Consider the following 16384-nt stretch of genomic DNA (forward strand, 5'->3'; position numbering starts at 1 on the left):
GCACTTTCGGCCCGGCTCTGCCCATTCCCATGACCACTGCCATCCCCAACGCCTCCGCCTCGTCCGCGACGCCCTACGGCACGCTGCCGCCCGCCTCTCCCCTGCCCGAGCGCCGGCCCGTCAGCCTGCCGCGCCTGCAGCAGATGCGCGAGGCCGGCGAAAAGATCACCATGCTGACCGCCTACGACGCCACCTTCGCCGCCATGGCGGACGCGGCGGGCGTGGAATGCATCCTGGTCGGCGACTCGCTCGGCATGGTCTGCCAGGGCCTGCCCAGCACCGTGGGCGTATCGCTGGACACCATGGCCTACCACACGGCCAGCGTGGCGCGCGGCCTGCACCGCGTGCAGGGCACGGCGTGGCTGATCGCCGATTTGCCCTTCGGCACCTACGCCGAGAGCCGCGAACAGGCCCTGCGCAGCGCCTGCACGCTGATGCAGGCCGGCGCGCACATGGTCAAGCTCGAAGGCGGCGGCTGGACGGCGCCGACGGTGGAGTTCCTGGTGCAGCGCGGCGTGCCCGTGTGCGCCCACCTGGGCCTCACGCCGCAGACGGTGCACGCCCTGGGCGGGTACCGCGTGCAGGGCAAGGGCGACCTGGCCGCGCGCACCCTGCGCCAGCAGGCGTCCGAGCTGCAGAACGCGGGCGCCACCATGGTGGTGCTGGAGATGGTGCCCGCCGCGCTGGCCCGCGAGCTCACGGCCGAGTTGCCCCACTGCCACACCATCGGCATCGGGGCCGGCAGCGGCACCGCCGGCCAGGTGCTGGTGCTGCACGACATGCTGGGCATCCACCTGGCCAAGATGCCGCGCTTCGTGCACGACTTCATGCAGGAGGCGGGCAGCGTGCGCGGCGCGATGCAGGCCTATGTGCAGGCCGTCAAGGCCGGGCGCTTTCCGGACGACGCCCTGCACGCCTGGTAGGGCGGCCCGCGCCCGGGCCGCCCCTTCCTTTTCCTGCAGCCCTCTTTTTTCTGATCGGGATGACCCATGCTCATCGCACACACCGTGGCCGACCTGCGCCAGGCCCTCGCGGGCCGGGGCCGGCCCGCTTTCGTCCCCACCATGGGCAACCTGCACGCCGGCCACATTTCGCTGGTTGAGCAGGCCCGGCCGCTGGGCGAGGTGACCGTTGCCAGCATCTTCGTGAACCGCCTGCAGTTCCTGCCCCACGAGGATTTCGACAGCTACCCGCGCACCTGGGACGCCGACTGCGCCCAGCTGCGCGCGGCCGGCTGCGACGTGCTCTTCGCGCCGCGCGAGGCCGACCTGTACCCCGAGCCGCAGACCTTCAAAGTGCATCCCGACCCCGCGCTGGCCGACATCCTGGAGGGACACTTTCGCCCCGGGTTCTTCGTCGGCGTGTGCACGGTGGTGATGAAGCTCTTCGCCTGCGTGCTGGGCGCGAGCGGCGGCACGGCCGTGTTCGGCAAGAAGGACTACCAGCAGCTCATGGTGATCCGGCAGATGGTGCGGCAGTTCGCGCTGCCGGTGGACGTGGTGGCGGGAGAAACGCGGCGCGCGGACGATGGCCTGGCCCTCAGCTCGCGCAACGGCTATCTCGGGGCGCAGGAGCGGTCACGCGCCATGCAGCTGGCCCAGGCCCTGCGCGCGCTGGCGGACGGCTTTCTCGCGGGCGGGAGCGATGCCGGCGAACGGGAGCGCCAGGCCCTGGACGCGCTGCGCCGCCAGGGCTGGGCACCGGACTACCTCACCGTGCGGCGCCGCCACGACCTGCAGCCGCCCGAGGCCGGCGGCCCGGCAGGCGCAGGCACGCTGGTGGCCCTGGGCGCGGCTCGGCTGGGCAACACGCGCCTGATCGACAACCTGGAATTCTGAAGGGCGCACCGCACCGGGCGGTGCATCGCGGCGAAGGCGAGCGGCTCGGCCTCTCCTGCACCGCCGGTAGGCTCGGGACTACGCGCGCAGGTGCCCACGCCGCACAGGGGGTGCCCAGGGGTGGCCTTTAAGGTTGATCCATCGACCAACCACTCTTCAGGAGAACTTCCATGCCTGTCATCCTCTGGCTTCTCGGCGTCCCACTGTCCCTCGTGCTGCTGCTCATGCTCTTCGGCGTGCTCTGAGCATCAACCCCTGCAACGGGCAAAGAAGCCCGGTGGCAGAGCTTTCAAAGGCCCTTCAAGGCCGCGAGAGTTCCGCCACCGGGCTTCTGCCCATGAGCAGCGCCACCGCGTCGCGCGGCGTTCTCTGCCCGTCCAGCAACGCCACCACCGCCTCGGTGATCGGCATGTCCACCTGCAGATGGCGCGCACGCGCCAGCACCGTCCGGGCGCTGTAGACGCCTTCGGCCACATGGCCGAGCGAATCCACCGCCTGGGCCAGCGTCAACCCCTGTGCCAGGGCCTGGCCCACACGCCGGTTGCGCGACAGGTCGCCGGTCGCGGTCAGCACCAAGTCGCCCAGTCCTGACAATCCCATGAAGGTATCGGGCCGCGCACCCAGCGCCAGCCCCAGCCGCGTCATCTCGGCCAGGCCGCGCGTGATGAGGGCCGCGCGGGCGTTGAGCCCCAAGTCGAGCCCGTCGCACAGCCCCGTCGCGATGGCCAGCACGTTCTTCACCGCACCGCCCACCTCGACGCCGACGATGTCGTCGTTGGCGTACACCCGCAGCGTGGGGCCATGGAACGCGTCCACCAGCAGATCGCGCACGGTGGCGTGCGGGCTGGCCGCCACCAGCGCCGTCGGCTGGCCGCGGGCGGCCTCCTGCGCAAAGCTGGGGCCGCTCAACACTCCGCTGCGCAGGCCGGGGGCGACCTGCGCGCACACCTCGTGCCCCATGAGGCCCACGGCGCTGCCGCTCGATGGGGCGGCTTCGAACCCTTTGCACAGCCAGGCCACCGGCACGTCCACGGCGCTCAGTGCCTGGAGCATGCCGCGCAGCGCGGACATGGGCGTCGCGACCACGACCAGATCGGCGCTGGAGGCCAGCGACAACGGGTCGCCCGCGCTCAGCACCAGGGAAGAAGGGAGTTCGATGTCCGGCAGATACCGGGCGTTCTGCTGTGCGGCCTGCATGCCGGCCACCTGCTGCGCGTCGCGCGCCCACAGGGCCACGGCATGCGCCGATGGGTGCAATGCCGCGCTGACGGCCATGGCCGTGCCCCAGGCCCCGGCCCCCAAGACGACGATGTTCATTCGTTCGTGTGCCCGAGGTTCACGCGGGAGGCTCAAAGGCCTCCCGGCGCTGCACGCTGCTTACTGCGTGATGATGGGCGACGGCGCTGCGGAGGCCACCTGGGCCTGCTGCTGCTCGTACATGGCCTGGAAGTTGATTTCGGCCAGGTGCACGGGCGGGAAACCGGCGCGCGTGATGGTGTCGGCCACGTTGCCGCGCAGGTAGGGGTACACGATCTGCGGGCAGGCGATGCCCATGATCGGGCCCATCTGGTCTTCGGGAATGTTGCGGATCTCGAAGATGCCGGCTTGCTTGGCCTCGACCAGGAACACGGTCTTGTCCTTGATCTTGGTCTGCACGGTAGCGGTCACGGCCACTTCGAAAATGCCATCGGCCACCGGCGTGGCTTCCACGCCCAGCTGGATGTCCACGCTGGGCTGTTCCTGCTCCAACAGGATCGCGGGCGAGTTGGGCTGCTCCAGGGACAAGTCCTTCAGGTACACGCGCTGGATCTGGAACACGGGATTTTCTTCGGTAGCCATGGTGTCGGTCTTTCAGTCAGAACACTATTCGACAAAACAAAGCCCGCTGGGGAAAACGCTCCCCGCAGCGGGCACTTGGGGCTGCATTATGCAGCGCCGCAGAATCGGAAAAGCGGCAGTTCAGGCATCGGCCTGGGCACCGCCGAGCAGCGGCATCAGGCCGCCCCGGCCGTCGAGCGCGACCAGATCGTCGTGCCCGCCGACGTGCGTATCGCCGATGAAGATCTGGGGCACGGTGCGGCGCCCGGTGATTTCCATCATGTGGCTGCGGGCCACGGGGTCGAGGTCCACGCGGACTTCCTCGATCTCCTCCACGCCCTTGGACTTGAGGATCTGCTTGGCCCGAATGCAGTAGGGGCAGACGGCGGTGGTGTACATCTTCACGGCTTGCATGGGAGGGCCTTCCTGCTCAAAAAATGGCTACACAACACACATTGCGGCCAACTCAGGCCTTTTCAACCGGCATGCTGGCGTCTTTCCACGCCTTCAGCCCGCCCGCCAGCGCCTGGGCATTGTCGTAGCCTAGCTTTTTGGCGATGCCCACGGCGCGCTGGGCCCGCGGGCCCTTGGCGCAAACCAGCACGATGGGCAGGGCCTTGTTCTTGACCACCTGGGGCAGCCGCTCTTCCAGCTGGTTCAGCGGGATGTTCTTGGCGCCACCCACATGGCCCGCCGCGAATTCCTCGGGCTCGCACACGTCGATCACCACGCCCTTCTCGCGGTTGATGAGCTGCACGGCGCGTGCCGCCGTCAGCGAGCCGCCGGTGGCATCCTTGAGCAGCGGCACCAAAAGCATGCCGCCGGAGGCCAGCGCGATAAAGAACAAATACCAGTTGTCGATGATGAATTTCACGTCAGTCCTAGGGTTGGCAAACCGCTCAATTTTAGAATGCTGGATTTTGACCCGCCTGCTCTAGGGAAACCATGCACCAACTCGTCCTGATCCGCCACGGAGAATCCACCTGGAACCTCGAGAACCGCTTCACCGGTTGGACCGACGTCGATCTGACGCCCACGGGCGTGGAACAGGCCAAGAGCGCAGGCCGCCTGCTGAAGGCGGAGGGCTACGAATTCGACCTGGCCTACACCAGCATGCTCAAGCGCGCCACGCGCACGCTGTGGCACACGCTCGACGAGATGGACCGCACCTGGCTGCCGGTGCACCACAGCTGGCGCCTGAACGAGCGCCACTACGGCGCCCTGCAGGGCCTGAACAAGGCCGACATGGCCAAGCAATACGGCGATGCGCAGGTGCTGGTGTGGCGCCGCAGCTACGACACGCCGCCGCCCGCGCTGGAAGCCGCCGACCCTCGCAGCGAGCGGGGCGACCTGCGCTACGCCAGCCTGGCCCCCGAGCAGATCCCGCTGACGGAGTGCCTCAAGGACACCGTCGCGCGCGTGCTGCCGTTCTGGAACGAATCCATGGCGCCCGCCATCCGCGCCGGCAAGCGCATCGTGGTCGCGGCGCACGGCAACTCGATCCGCGCGTTGATCAAGTACCTGGACGGCATCTCGGACGACGACATCGTCGGCGTGAACATTCCGAACGGCATCCCCCTGGTCTATGAACTCGATACGGACCTGAAACCCCTGCGCCACTACTACCTGGGCGACGCCGAAGCCGCCGCCAAGGCCGCGGCCGCAGTGGCATCGCAGGGCAAGGCGTAAAGTCCGTGTAAAGGCGGCCCGCACAGCGCAAAAGTCGCTTCCAGCGCGGAACTGCACTGGTGGCAATCTTTCCAAGGTGTATATTGAAGCGGCAAAGGTGTTTTTAATGGGCCACAAACTGAAAATCGCAGGTTGGGTGTCGATCGGCGTCGTTGCCGGGGCACTGACCACCGTCTCCCTGCAGACGGTGGCGCGCGGCGCGATGACGCCGCTGCCGCTCGAGGAAATCCAGCAGCTGTCCGCCGTGTTCGGTCTGGTGAAGACCGATTACGTCGAGCCGGTCGATGACAAGAAGCTCATCACCGACGCGATCTCGGGCATGGTGTCCAGCCTCGATCCGCACTCCCAGTATTTCGACAAGAAGTCCTTCAAGGAATTCCGCGAAGGCACTTCCGGCCGCTTCGTGGGCGTCGGGATCGAGATCACGCAGGAAGACGGGCTCATCAAGGTCGTCTCGCCCATCGAAGGCTCGCCGGCCTTCCGTGCCGGCCTCAAGACGAACGACCTGATCACCAAGATCGACGACACCGCCGTCAAGGGCCTGGCCCTCAACGACGCGGTCAAGAGAATGCGCGGCGAGCCGAGCACCCAGGTCACGCTGACGATCTTCCGCAAGGACGAGAGCCGCACGTTCCCGGTGACGATCACGCGCGAAGAGATCAAGACGCAGTCCGTGAAGGGCAAGGTGATCGAGCCCGGTTATGGCTGGATCCGCCTGTCGCAGTTCCAGGAACGCACGGTGGACGACTTCGTTCGCAAGATCGAAGAGGTCTATCGCCAGGAGCCGAACCTCAAGGGCCTGGTGCTCGACCTGCGCAACGACCCGGGCGGCCTGCTGGACGCAGCCGTGGCCATCTCTGCCGCCTTCCTGCCCGAGAACGTCACCGTGGTGACCACCGACGGACAACTGGCGGAAAGCAAGGCCACGTTCAAGGCGGCACCGGAGTTCTACCAGCGCCGCGGCAATGGCGATCCGCTCAAGCGATTGCCCGCCGCCCTCAAGAGCGTGCCCCTGGTGGTGTTGGTCAATGAAGGCTCGGCCTCTGCCAGTGAAATCGTGGCCGGCGCCTTGCAGGACCACAAGCGCGCCACCATCATGGGCAGCCAGACGTTCGGCAAGGGGTCGGTGCAGACGGTGCGCCCCCTGGGTCCGGACACCGGCATCAAGCTGACCACCGCGCGCTACTACACCCCCAGCGGCAAGTCCATCCAGGCCAAGGGCATCGTGCCCGACGTGATGGTGGATGAAAGCGCCGAAGGCGATGTGTATGCATCGCTGCGCATGCGTGAGGCCGATCTCGAAAAGCACCTGACCAGCGGCCAGGGCGAAGAGAAGAAGGACGAAGCACGCGAGAAGGCCCGCGAGGAAGCGCGCAAGCGGCTTGAAGAAGAAGCCAAGAAGCCCATCGCCGACCGCAAGATGCCGGAGTTCGGTTCGGACAAGGACTTTCAGCTGGCGCAGGCCCTCAACCAGTTGAAGGGCCAGACCGTGCTCGTCAGCAAGACGCAGACTGAACGCAAGGAAGAGAAGAAGGAAAACTAAATCCCTTCTGGATTCACCGACGGCCGGGCGCCTTTCAGGCGCCCGGCCTTTTTCATGGCCTCGCTATCGCACCCGTTTCCAGCCTCCATGACAGACGATCAGCTACTGCGCTATTCGCGCCACATCATGCTCGACGAGATCGGGATCGAGGGCCAGGAGCGCATCCTGGCCGCCCACGCGCTCGTGATCGGAGCGGGTGGGCTGGGCTCACCCGCCGCCCTGTTCCTGGCCTCTGCCGGCGTGGGACGCATCTCCCTGGTGGACGACGATGTGGTGGATCTGACCAACCTGCAGCGCCAGATCGCCCATACCACGGAGCGTGTCGGAGAGCCCAAGGTGCACTCCGCCGCTCAAGCGCTGCAGGCTTTGAATCCGGGCGTGCGGTTGGACGCCATCCAGGCCCGGGCCGACAAGGAATGGCTCGATGACTGGGTGGGCCAGGCCACCGTGGTGCTTGACTGCAGCGACAACTATGCAACGCGCCATGCCGTGAACGCCGCTTGCGTGACCCACCGCAAGCCGCTGGTCACGGGCGCCGCCATCCGATTCGACGGGCAGATCACCGTCATCGACCCGCGCGATCCACTATCGCCGTGCTACGCCTGCATCTTCCCGCCGGACACCGCATTCGAAGAAACCCAGTGCGCCACCCTGGGCGTGTTCGCGCCAATGGTCGGAATCATCGGCGCCATGCAGGCGGCGGAAGCTCTCAAGCTCATCGCGGGGTTTGGTGAATCGCTGGCGGGACGGCTCTCGATGCTCGACGGGCGTTCCATGGAATGGACTGTGATGAAAATTCCGCGCCATGGTCATTGCAGCGTATGTGGTCACGCCACACCGTAGGAAGAATCCTACCGGCTCAGCATGTTGCTACTGGCAGAATGACACATTGGTTCCCCATAAAGTGAAGCTGTGATCACATTCTCATTCTGCCTCCGTGATCCGGACTGGACCCCACAGTGAAACTGCGCACCTACATTGTTGAAGACAACGCCACCATCCGAGAAAACCTGATCGGCACGCTCGAGGAACTGGCGGAGGTGGAAGCCGTAGGCATTGCGGAGACCGAAGACGAAGGCAAAGAGTGGCTGGCCAACAATGCAGGCCAGTGGGACCTGGCCATCGTCGATCTTTTTCTGAGACAGGGAAGCGGTCTGGGGGTCTTGGCAGCGTGCCGCAATCGCACCGCAGGCCAGAAGATGGTGGTGCTCAGCAACTATGCGACGCCGGACGTTCGCATGCGCTGCGCCCAATTGGGCGTGGATGCAGTGTTCGACAAATCCAACGAGATCGACGCACTGGTCGAATACTGTGTAGAGCACAGCACGGCCCGCCAGGCCAACCCAAAATCCGCCACCGGCTGACGCTGAAGCCGGATTCAATGCCAAGCCGCGAGGGCGCGGTCATCGGACCAGGCTCAGGCTCTTTTTCCACCCATTCCATTTGAAAACGGCCACCGATTGCCCGGTGGCCGTTTTGCTTGGGTGCTGGTTCAATCGATCAGCTTGTTCTTCAGTGCGTAGTAGGTCAGGTCGCTGTTGGACGACAGCGCCATCTTTTCCATCAGGCGCGTGCGGTAGGTGCTCACGGTCTTCACGCTGAGCGACAAAGACTTGGCGATGTCGCCCGCGGTTTCGCCCTTGGCCAGCTTGAGGAACACCTGGAACTCGCGCTCCGACAGTTGTTCGTGCGGCGGCGCATCGTCCTTGCGGTTGAGCTGCTGGGCCAGCAGATCGGCCACGGCAGGGGTCAGGTAGCGGCGGCCCAGCGAGATCGTGCGAATGGCTTCGACGATCTCCTTGGGGTCGCATTCCTTGTTGAGGTAGCCGCTGGCACCCTGGCGAATCAGGTTGATGGCGTAGTGCTCCTCCGGATAGCCGCTGAGGATCAGGATGCCCATGTCGGGCGCCTTCGCACGCAGCATGGCCAGCGCATCGAGGCCGCTTTGGCCGGGCATCGACAAGTCCATGAGCAGCACGTCGATCTCCTGTGCACGAACCAGATCGATCGCCTCGCGCCCGTTGGACGCCTCACCCACCACCCGAAGGTCTACATGTTCTGACAAAAATTGTCGCAATCCCGAGCGGACAATCGCATGGTCATCCACAATGCCGATCTTGATCATTGAGCGTTCTTTCAAGGGGCAGCCAAGCTGCCCGTTATCGTTCTGGTAGCCAATTCACCCGTTGCGGGCGTGCCTGCAGCGGAACACCGCTGGCTGGTGACATTATCCAGAAATCACCCGCCTGTCTTTCGGAGAAACCTATGCGTTGGTCCAATTTTCGCAAGATGGCAGTCAGCTTGCCCCTGGCACTGCTGGCTGCATCGGCGCTGGTTGGCATCAACGAGGCCGGTTATGACCGCTCGCACGATGCGGTCAGCGCCCTCTCTCGCACCTATACCACCCGCGCCGCGCTCGATCGCATGATGCAGAACATGCTCGATGCGGAGACTGGTCTTCGGGGCTATCTGCTGACCGGTGATGAGCGTTATCTCGAGCCCTACGAGAAGGCCGCGTCCACCATCAACAGCAATCTGGACGAGTTGCGCGCCATCTTCGCCGCCTCTTCGGTCGAAGACCAGGAAGACTTCACGCAGCTTTCGCGGCAGATATCCCGCAAGATGTCCGAGCTCGATCTGAGCCTGCGGCTGCGGCGCCAGGACAACGACGACGCATGGAAGTTCGTGCTCTCCACCGACGTGGGCAAGGAGAACATGGATGCCATCCGTTCGCTGTCGGGCCGGCTGACCGAACGCAGCACCGAACGCACCAACCACAGCACGCAAGAGATCCTTCATTCCCTCATGCTGTCGCGCATCGGCATCGCGACCATGGCGGCCATCGGGCTGCTGGCTTTCTACATGTACCTGCGGCAGGCGAGCGCACTGCAGTCGTTCAACCAGCGCGAGCAGGAAACCTTGGAGCGCGAGCGTGACCGGCTCGAACAGCTGGTACGTGAGCGCACCGCGTCCCTCACTGAGCTGGCGAACCACTTGCAGCAGGTGCGCGAGGACGAACGCGGCCATCTGGCGCGCGAACTGCATGACGAACTGGGCGCCCTGCTCACCGCGGCCAAGCTCGACGTGGCGCGCCTCAAATCTAGGGTGGATTCCCAGGCGCCTGAAATCGCCGAACGCCTCAAGCACCTGACCGACACACTCAACAGCGGCATTGCGCTCAAGCGCCGCATCATCGAAGACCTGCGGCCTTCGTCGCTGTTCAACCTGGGGCTGACGGCATCGCTTGAAATCCTGGGCCGCGAGTTCGCAGAACGCAGCAATGTGGAGGTGGACCTGAATCTGGAAGCGGTGGAACTGCCCGAATCCGTTCAACTGACCATCTACCGCATGGTCCAGGAATCGCTGACGAACATCGGCAAGTACGCCAACGCCAGCAAGGTGCTGGTCGCCGTGCACAACTACCCCACGCATGTAGCGGTACAGATCCGCGACAACGGCAGCGGTTTCGACACAGGCAAGGCCAACCCTTCCGCCCATGGCTTGATGGGCATGCGCCACCGGGTCGAAGCGGCTGGCGGTCGCTTGACCGTCACCTCCGAACCTGGCGAAGGCACCCTCGTATCCGCCGTGCTGCCGCACGTGCACTGACAGCGCGGTGGGGCCCGGCGCAGCGCCCCGCACACCCTGTTTCGGCGGGACCTGCCGCCCCAGCCACTCTTGATTTTTTAGCAGCCTTCCCTCATGGGCGGCGTCCTACATGGGTGCGCGCCAGGGACCGGCAGCCACCCTGCACTGCGAAAACTACATTCAATTCCAGGCGCTGACCAATGCGCCCCCCACCAACCCGCCGGAACTTCTGGTGCAAGAGGAGATGGATATGTTGCATTACGCAGTGGTTTTCCTGGTGATCGCTTTGATCGCCGCACTTTTTGGCTTTGGCGGTATCGCTGCCGGCGCCGTTGGCATTGCGAAGATCCTGTTCTTCGTGTTCGTGATCATGGCCGTGGTCACCTTCGTGCTGAGCCTGCTCAAGCGCGGTTAACGCACTGAACGCACCGCGTACCGAAGCGCTCACCACTCCAAAACCCCAAGGAACCCAACCATGATCGACACCCAGAACGCCGCGAAAAAAGCCGTGGATTCCGCACACAACGCCGCAGACAGCGTGCTCGACTCCGCCAAGGACGCCGTGCAATCCACCCGCGACGCTGCCAACAACACCCTGGACAAGGCCGCACGCAAAGTGGACGAACTGCATGGTGAGGTGAACCCGCTGATCGACGATCTCGCAGCCCGTGCACAAGACCTGGCATCGCGTGGCATCTCCTACTGCGCAGACACCACGGAACGCGCCCGCCGCCAGCTCAACCAGGCGGCCGACGTCACGACGCGCTACGTGGTCGAGCAGCCTGGCAAATCGATGTTGCTGGCTGCCGCCGCGGGCGCCGCAGTGGCCACGCTGTGCCTGATGAGCCGCCGCCCCCGCCGCCACGAATATTGATTCACTGGCAACTGCTTAAAACACGGCAATAACAAAGAGCGAGCGTCCCCATGTCCCCTGTCACCACCATCAACACAGCCAGCCATCCGGCGGCCCCGTCCGAGGCCCTCGTGCTGGACGAAAAGGCGCTGCATTACGCAGCAACGCAGGATCTGGATGAAGGCGCTGTCACGCCCGCCTACGGTCCGCACCGCGATGCCATCGTGAAGCTGCTGAACGACGCGCTCGCCACCGAACTGGTGTGCGTGCTGCGCTACAAGCGACACCATTTCACGGCGGACGGCCTGGAGTCGCCCGCCATCGCGGCCGAATTCCTGGTGCATGCGAACGAGGAATCCGCCCATGCGGACAAGATCGCGCAGCGCATTGTTCAACTCGGCGGCGAGCCCGACTTTTCCCCCAGTTCGCTGGAAGAGCGCAGCCACGCCGACTACGACGAATCGTCCGACCTCAAGGCCATGGTGCGAGCCAACCTGGTGGCCGAGCGCATCGCGGTAGAGGCCTACCGCCAGATGATCACCTTGATCGGCGACAAGGACCCGACGACGCGCCGGATGCTGGAAGGCATCCTGGCCGACGAAGAAGAGCATGCCGACGAACTCAAGGACTGGCTGCAACGCTGAAAGGCGACGCCGCCAACCAAGAAACAGTTCATCGACCGCGGGGGGTGCAACAGGTCGGTGGGCTGCAGAATCCCAAAGCACCCGTGTTAACAAACCAAACCAAGGAAATAATCATGAAATACGCACGTGCCCTCGCTTTTGCAGCCCTCGCTGGCGCAACCATCATCTCCGCCGGTTGCTCGGTGGCGCGCGACCAGCAGACCGTCGGCTCCTACGTGGACGACGCCGGCATCACGACCGCTGTGAAGGCCAAGATGGCTGAAGACAAGTCCGTGTCCGCCACGTCCATCAGCGTGGAAACGCTGAACGGCACCGTGCAGCTGTCGGGCTTCGCCAAGTCGCAGACCGAAAAGAACACGGCCGAATCCATCGCACGCAACACCAAGCACGTGCGTGACGTGCGCAACAGCATCGTCGTGCGTCCTTGAGGCCACGCAGGCCCCTGCGGCCTGCGGAGACCTTGCAAACACAGGCTCTTCGGAGCCTGTTTTTGTTTCGCCAACCCCTTGGGTTGCCACAGGCTTGCCGCAAGTGCAATGCAAGATTCGTCACAGGCTCTAAGCTCGCACCATGCAGGTATTCAATTGCGACCAATGCGGTCACCTCGTTTTCTTCGACAGCGTCCAATGCCTGCATTGCGGCGCCAAGCTCGCCTTCCTGCCAGACCAATTGACGATGGCGGCGCTGGTGCCAGCCGTATCGGGCCTGCGTGACGACTCGGACCTGTGGGAGCGGGTCGCGGACTCCGGCAGGGGCAGTGCCCAGCCGCTGTACCGGCTGTGCCACCACCGCACCGCGCACCGCGCCTGCAACTTCGCGCTGCAGGGCGACGACCCCCAGGCCCTGTGCGTCTCGTGCCGGCAGACGCGCATCCTCCCCGACCTGTCGGAGCCCGCCAACCTGCGGCGCTGGAAACAGATCGAACACGCCAAGCGGCAGCTTTACTACACGCTGGCCAAGCTGGGCCTGGAGCCGGCGCCCCCCGGCGAAAGCCCGGCGTTCGAATTTCTGGCCGACCAGCCGGGGTACCCCGTGATCACCGGGCATTCGAGCGGCACCATCACCCTCAACATCGCCGAAGCCGACGATGACGAACGTGCGCGCCGCCGGCTGGCGCTGCACGAGCCCTACCGCACGCTGATCGGCCACCTGCGGCACGAATCCGGGCATTTCTACTGGGACCGGCTCCTGCGCGACCAGGGCAAGCTGGACCACTTCCGTGCCGTGTTCGGCGACGAGCGGCAGGACTACGGCGCGGCGCTGCAGACCTACTACGCCAGCAGTCCGCACCTGCGGGACTGGGGCGACCACCATGTGAGCGCGTACGCCACGGCCCACCCCTGGGAAGACTGGGCCGAGACCTGGGCGCACTACCTGCACATGGTGGATCTGCTGGAAACGGCGTCGAGCTACCGCACCGGGCTTCAGATCCCGAAGCCCAAGGCAGGCGCGCCGCGCCGCTTCACGATGAACGACCCGTTCGCCCCGCAATCCCCGGATTTCGATGCGATGGTCAGCGAGTGGGTACCGCTCACGCTGCTGCTCAACAGCCTGAACCGCAGCCTGGGCCAGCAGGATGCCTATCCGTTCGCCCTGTCATCCGGGGCGCTCGCCAAGCTGCGCTTCGTGCATGAACTGGTGCAGTCCGCCCGCAACCGTGCACGGCCCGAACCGCTGAAAGCACGGCAAGCATGACGGCGCCGGCCGCGAACTCGCCTCAGGCGGACTGGGCGCGCACTTTGACGGCCAGGCGTTCGGACACTTCCGGGGAAACGAACTTGTCCACCTCGCCACCCAAGAGGGCGATCTCGCGCACGAAGGTGCTGCTGATGAACTGGAACTTGTCGCTGGGCGTGAGAAAAACGGTTTCCACCTCGGGCATGAGGCTGCGGTTCATGCCGGCCAGCTGGAACTCGTAGTCGAAATCGGTCACGGCGCGCAGGCCGCGCACCATGGCCTTGCCGCCGCGCTCGACCACGAAGTCGCGCAGCAGGCCGGAGAAGGTCTCGACCTGTACCTGCGGATAGCCGCGCACCGCTTCGCGGACCATCTCGATGCGCTCTTCCAGGCTGAACAGCGTCTTCTTGTGGTGCCCTGCCGCCACGGCCACGATGACCCGGCCGAAGAGCTGCGTGGCGCGGCGCACCACGTCTTCATGGCCCAGCGTGATGGGATCGAAGGTGCCGGGATAGATGGCGAGGACGTTCTGGGCCATGGCGTGGTCGCTCCTTTTCGGTCTGGCGGAAGGGGGCACACGCGGTTGGGCGGGCGCAGGGGCGGATTATGCAGCGGGCGGAAAGGCCGCCTCTGCGGCAGTGATGGCCGAGGGCATTCAAAGCAAAAAATGCCTCCAGCACATATTTCACTAGGGCATTACGCTACAAATTCAATAGCATCACTGTTTTTGGAGCAGATGGGCGTGCACGGCGCCGGCTTTCAGATGGCGGTGCACCGCCAGCCCCAGCTCTGCCAGCACGGCCTCGTCCCAGGCCTGCGGCGCTTCCAGATAGATGAACCCCTGGGCCGCAACCGCCTGGGCCGCCGCGGCGAGCGCAGGCTCGAACAGAGCACCATCGAACGGCGGGTCCAGAAACACCAAATGCAGGCTGCCTGGCGCGCAGTGCCGCAGCGCAGCCACGCCGTCGCCCCGCTGAACCCGCACCGCCATGGCCTGCAGGCGCTGCTGCAGCGTGTGCAGTTGCTCGACCAGCGCCGGATCGTTCTCGACCAGCTGCACGGCCGTGGCGCCGCGCGAGGCGGCCTCGAACCCCAGGGCGCCCGTGCCCGCGAAGGCGTCGAGGCAGCGCCAGCCGGTCAGGTCCTGACCCAGCCAGTTGAAGAGCGTCTCGCGCACCCGGTCGGGCGTGGGGCGCAGGCCGGGGCGTTGCGCCACGGGCAGGCGCGTGCGCTTCCACTGCCCGCCGATGATCCGGACCTCGCCCGCGCCTTTCACCGCGGGCCCCTTGGCCGCGGGCTTCTTCGCAGCGGCCCCCGACCTGGCCGAAGCTGCCGGCGCGGCGCGGCGTGCGGGCCGGTTCAAGGCTGGCCCCCGACCACCACGGTGACCATGCGGTCGGGCTGCAGCTTGCGCGCCATGGCGGCGCGCACATCGGCGGCCGTCAGGGCCTGCACGCGGTCGGTCCAGTGCTCCAGGTAATCCAGCGGCAGGTCGTTCCACGCGATGTTGACGACATTGGCCAGCAGCTTGCGGTTGCTGTCGATGCGCAGCGCGAAGCCGCCGATCAGGTTGTCCTTGGCGGCCTTGAGCTGGGCCTCGGTCGGGCCCTGCGCCACGAAGCGCGCGAGCACGTCGCGCGACACCTTCACGGCCTCGGCGGCCTGGTCGGGACGGGTCTGCAGCCCGACCAGGAAGACGCCGGTGTTCAGGCCCGGCGAGAACTGGCTGTACACGCTGTAGCTCAGGCCGCGCTTTTCGCGCACCTCGCTGGTGAGCAGCGAGGTGAAGCCGCCGCCGCCCAGGATGTGGTTGCCCACGAGCAGGGCCAAAAAGTCCGGGTCGCGCCGCGCGAAGCCCGGCTGGCCGATCAGCACATGGGCCTGCGCCGAGGCGAAGGGAATGTCCTGCTGCACCGGTGCGGCCAGCGCCTGCACTTCGGGCACGGGCGGCAGCGGCTGGCAGGTGGCGGGATCGCGCGCGGGCATCTGCGACAGCAGCGTGGCCACCAGCGCCTGCGCCTGTGGGCGCGTGACGGCCCCGACGATGCTCACGCGGGCCCGGCAGGTTTCGACGTAGCGCCCATGGTAGGCCTGCATGTCCGCGATCTCGATGCGGCCCAGGGTGTCGGGCGTCGTGCGCTGGCCGTAGGGGTGGCTGCCGTACACCGCGCTGCCGAAGGCCTTGGCCGCGGCCGTGCCGGGGCGTGTTTCCGCCTCTTTCAAAGCGGCGGCCCAGCGTGAACGCTCGCGCTGCCAGATGTCCTGCGGAAAGCTCGGCTGGGCCAGTTGCCGGGCTGCGAGCCGCGCCGCGCGGTCCAGCAGGTCGGGCTCGGTGAGCGAGCGCAGCGAAAAGCTCAGGCCGTCGCGGTCGGCCGCAGCCTCGAAGCTCGCGCCCAGATCGGCCCAGGCTTCGCCGAGCGCGTTTTCGTCCATGGCGGGTTCATCGCCCTGGGCGCGCACGCCCTTGGAAGACATGGCCGCCACGGCACTCGCCAGACCGGCCTGCGCGGCCGGGTCACGGCGCGCGCCGGCATCGAAGTCCACCTGCACGTCGACCATCGGAATGGCCGGGCTCTCCACCAGCCAGACGCGGGCGCCGCTCGGCTCCGTCCAGTGCTGGATGGGCAGCAGCGCCCAGGCGGGGTGGGCCAGGCACAAGGCCCCGGCAAAGGCGAGACACGCGCGTGCGGCCATGCGTTGGAAGGTTTTCATGGGGGGTGTCCTGCGCGTTCTC

At 66.0% G+C, this 16384-nt stretch carries 20 protein-coding genes; 12 read left to right on the forward strand and 8 right to left on the reverse strand.

Annotation, left to right across the window (positions count from 1 at the left end; genetic code table 11):
• Positions 1 to 29: 29 nt before the first annotated feature.
• Both panB and panC read left to right on the forward strand, forming a co-directional pair.
• On the forward strand, positions 30 to 923 hold the full coding sequence (gene panB / locus AVME950_RS07770) for a 3-methyl-2-oxobutanoate hydroxymethyltransferase (protein ID WP_284429343.1): 894 nt from the start codon (positions 30 to 32) through the stop codon (positions 921 to 923).
• 66 nt (positions 924 to 989) lie between these two features.
• Complete coding sequence (panC, locus tag AVME950_RS07775; protein ID WP_284429344.1) at positions 990 to 1838, forward strand: pantoate--beta-alanine ligase; 849 nt, start codon at positions 990 to 992, stop codon at positions 1836 to 1838.
• Between the two features lie 300 nt (positions 1839 to 2138).
• On the opposite strand, the gene AVME950_RS07780 is transcribed toward panC, so the two are convergent.
• From AVME950_RS07780 to AVME950_RS07795, 4 genes are all read right to left on the reverse strand, one after another.
• A complete protein-coding gene (locus AVME950_RS07780) occupies positions 2139 to 3155 on the reverse strand; it encodes an NAD(P)H-dependent glycerol-3-phosphate dehydrogenase (protein ID WP_284429345.1) in 1017 nt (338 codons plus the stop codon).
• Between the two features lie 60 nt (positions 3156 to 3215).
• Positions 3216 to 3677: a protein-export chaperone SecB gene (gene secB, locus AVME950_RS07785; protein WP_092741496.1), complete on the reverse strand. Its 462-nt coding sequence runs from the start codon at positions 3675 to 3677 to the stop codon at positions 3216 to 3218.
• 120 nt (positions 3678 to 3797) lie between these two features.
• The gene (gene grxC, locus AVME950_RS07790) at positions 3798 to 4070 is read right to left on the reverse strand and encodes a glutaredoxin 3 (protein ID WP_272565005.1); all 273 of its coding nucleotides are present in this window, start codon (positions 4068 to 4070) and stop codon (positions 3798 to 3800) included.
• A gap of 52 nt (positions 4071 to 4122) precedes the next feature.
• On the reverse strand, positions 4123 to 4530 hold the full coding sequence (locus tag AVME950_RS07795; RefSeq protein WP_284427225.1) for a rhodanese-like domain-containing protein: 408 nt from the start codon (positions 4528 to 4530) through the stop codon (positions 4123 to 4125).
• A gap of 71 nt (positions 4531 to 4601) precedes the next feature.
• Here AVME950_RS07795 and gpmA point away from each other — a divergent pair, with 71 nt between their 5' ends.
• From gpmA to AVME950_RS07815, 4 genes are all read left to right on the forward strand, one after another.
• Complete coding sequence (gene gpmA, locus AVME950_RS07800; protein WP_284429346.1) at positions 4602 to 5345, forward strand: 2,3-diphosphoglycerate-dependent phosphoglycerate mutase; 744 nt, start codon at positions 4602 to 4604, stop codon at positions 5343 to 5345.
• A gap of 106 nt (positions 5346 to 5451) precedes the next feature.
• Complete coding sequence (locus tag AVME950_RS07805; protein ID WP_284427224.1) at positions 5452 to 6888, forward strand: S41 family peptidase; 1437 nt, start codon at positions 5452 to 5454, stop codon at positions 6886 to 6888.
• Positions 6889 to 6975: 87 nt separating this feature from the next.
• Positions 6976 to 7731: a HesA/MoeB/ThiF family protein gene (locus AVME950_RS07810; protein WP_284429347.1), complete on the forward strand. Its 756-nt coding sequence runs from the start codon at positions 6976 to 6978 to the stop codon at positions 7729 to 7731.
• Positions 7732 to 7847: 116 nt separating this feature from the next.
• A complete protein-coding gene (locus tag AVME950_RS07815; protein ID WP_272565009.1) occupies positions 7848 to 8252 on the forward strand; it encodes a response regulator in 405 nt (134 codons plus the stop codon).
• Between the two features lie 128 nt (positions 8253 to 8380).
• Here AVME950_RS07815 and AVME950_RS07820 read toward each other — a convergent pair whose 3' ends face one another.
• On the reverse strand, positions 8381 to 9013 hold the full coding sequence (locus AVME950_RS07820; protein ID WP_092741509.1) for a response regulator: 633 nt from the start codon (positions 9011 to 9013) through the stop codon (positions 8381 to 8383).
• Between the two features lie 140 nt (positions 9014 to 9153).
• On the opposite strand from AVME950_RS07820, the gene AVME950_RS07825 reads away from it, so the two are divergent.
• The 6 genes from AVME950_RS07825 to AVME950_RS07850 all read left to right on the forward strand — a co-directional run bounded on the left by AVME950_RS07825 (position 9154) and on the right by AVME950_RS07850 (position 13668).
• Positions 9154 to 10497 carry a sensor histidine kinase gene (locus tag AVME950_RS07825; RefSeq protein WP_284429348.1) on the forward strand — a complete coding sequence of 448 codons (1344 nt, stop codon included), beginning with the start codon at positions 9154 to 9156 and terminating at the stop codon, positions 10495 to 10497.
• A gap of 229 nt (positions 10498 to 10726) precedes the next feature.
• A complete protein-coding gene (locus AVME950_RS07830) occupies positions 10727 to 10891 on the forward strand; it encodes a DUF1328 domain-containing protein (protein ID WP_011796896.1) in 165 nt (54 codons plus the stop codon).
• Positions 10892 to 10951: 60 nt separating this feature from the next.
• Positions 10952 to 11350 (forward strand): hypothetical protein, encoded by a 399-nt coding sequence (locus AVME950_RS07835; RefSeq protein WP_272565011.1) that lies wholly within the window; start codon positions 10952 to 10954, stop codon positions 11348 to 11350.
• Positions 11351 to 11400: 50 nt separating this feature from the next.
• A complete protein-coding gene (locus tag AVME950_RS07840; RefSeq protein WP_284429349.1) occupies positions 11401 to 11973 on the forward strand; it encodes a ferritin-like domain-containing protein in 573 nt (190 codons plus the stop codon).
• Positions 11974 to 12086: 113 nt separating this feature from the next.
• Positions 12087 to 12401, forward strand: coding sequence for a BON domain-containing protein (locus tag AVME950_RS07845; RefSeq protein WP_092741513.1), 315 nt, complete (start codon positions 12087 to 12089; stop codon positions 12399 to 12401).
• 142 nt (positions 12402 to 12543) lie between these two features.
• On the forward strand, positions 12544 to 13668 hold the full coding sequence (locus tag AVME950_RS07850; protein WP_284429350.1) for a zinc-binding metallopeptidase family protein: 1125 nt from the start codon (positions 12544 to 12546) through the stop codon (positions 13666 to 13668).
• A 22-nt stretch (positions 13669 to 13690) separates the two neighbouring features.
• Here the strand turns inward: AVME950_RS07850 and coaD are convergent, their stop codons facing one another.
• The 3 genes from coaD to AVME950_RS07865 all read right to left on the reverse strand — a co-directional run bounded on the left by coaD (position 13691) and on the right by AVME950_RS07865 (position 16362).
• Positions 13691 to 14188: a pantetheine-phosphate adenylyltransferase gene (coaD, locus tag AVME950_RS07855; RefSeq protein ID WP_284429351.1), complete on the reverse strand. Its 498-nt coding sequence runs from the start codon at positions 14186 to 14188 to the stop codon at positions 13691 to 13693.
• A gap of 180 nt (positions 14189 to 14368) precedes the next feature.
• Positions 14369 to 15013 (reverse strand): 16S rRNA (guanine(966)-N(2))-methyltransferase RsmD, encoded by a 645-nt coding sequence (rsmD, locus tag AVME950_RS07860; protein ID WP_284429352.1) that lies wholly within the window; start codon positions 15011 to 15013, stop codon positions 14369 to 14371.
• Complete coding sequence (locus AVME950_RS07865) at positions 15010 to 16362, reverse strand: M16 family metallopeptidase (protein ID WP_487115770.1); 1353 nt, start codon at positions 16360 to 16362, stop codon at positions 15010 to 15012. The genes rsmD and AVME950_RS07865 overlap by 4 nt, the downstream gene beginning before the upstream one ends.
• Between the last annotated feature and the right edge of the window lie 22 nt (positions 16363 to 16384).

The sequence above is a fragment of the Acidovorax sp. SUPP950 genome (genome assembly GCF_030158935.1).
Classification (GTDB): Bacteria; Pseudomonadota; Gammaproteobacteria; order Burkholderiales; family Burkholderiaceae_C; genus Paracidovorax.

Coding starts and splice junctions, on each gene's coding strand:
- panB (WP_284429343.1), top strand. CDS start 30: ATGACCACTGCCATCCCCAACGCCTCCGCCTCGTCCGCGACGCCCTAC.
- panC (WP_284429344.1), top strand. CDS start 990: ATGCTCATCGCACACACCGTGGCCGACCTGCGCCAGGCCCTCGCGGGC.
- AVME950_RS07780 (WP_284429345.1), bottom strand. CDS start 3,155: ATGAACATCGTCGTCTTGGGGGCCGGGGCCTGGGGCACGGCCATGGCC.
- secB (WP_092741496.1), bottom strand. CDS start 3,677: ATGGCTACCGAAGAAAATCCCGTGTTCCAGATCCAGCGCGTGTACCTG.
- grxC (WP_272565005.1), bottom strand. CDS start 4,070: ATGCAAGCCGTGAAGATGTACACCACCGCCGTCTGCCCCTACTGCATT.
- gpmA (WP_284429346.1), top strand. CDS start 4,602: ATGCACCAACTCGTCCTGATCCGCCACGGAGAATCCACCTGGAACCTC.
- AVME950_RS07805 (WP_284427224.1), top strand. CDS start 5,452: ATGGGCCACAAACTGAAAATCGCAGGTTGGGTGTCGATCGGCGTCGTT.
- AVME950_RS07810 (WP_284429347.1), top strand. CDS start 6,976: ATGACAGACGATCAGCTACTGCGCTATTCGCGCCACATCATGCTCGAC.
- AVME950_RS07820 (WP_092741509.1), bottom strand. CDS start 9,013: ATGATCAAGATCGGCATTGTGGATGACCATGCGATTGTCCGCTCGGGA.
- AVME950_RS07825 (WP_284429348.1), top strand. CDS start 9,154: ATGCGTTGGTCCAATTTTCGCAAGATGGCAGTCAGCTTGCCCCTGGCA.
- AVME950_RS07830 (WP_011796896.1), top strand. CDS start 10,727: ATGTTGCATTACGCAGTGGTTTTCCTGGTGATCGCTTTGATCGCCGCA.
- AVME950_RS07835 (WP_272565011.1), top strand. CDS start 10,952: ATGATCGACACCCAGAACGCCGCGAAAAAAGCCGTGGATTCCGCACAC.
- AVME950_RS07840 (WP_284429349.1), top strand. CDS start 11,401: ATGTCCCCTGTCACCACCATCAACACAGCCAGCCATCCGGCGGCCCCG.
- AVME950_RS07845 (WP_092741513.1), top strand. CDS start 12,087: ATGAAATACGCACGTGCCCTCGCTTTTGCAGCCCTCGCTGGCGCAACC.
- AVME950_RS07850 (WP_284429350.1), top strand. CDS start 12,544: ATGCAGGTATTCAATTGCGACCAATGCGGTCACCTCGTTTTCTTCGAC.
- coaD (WP_284429351.1), bottom strand. CDS start 14,188: ATGGCCCAGAACGTCCTCGCCATCTATCCCGGCACCTTCGATCCCATC.
- AVME950_RS07865 (WP_487115770.1), bottom strand. CDS start 16,362: ATGAAAACCTTCCAACGCATGGCCGCACGCGCGTGTCTCGCCTTTGCC.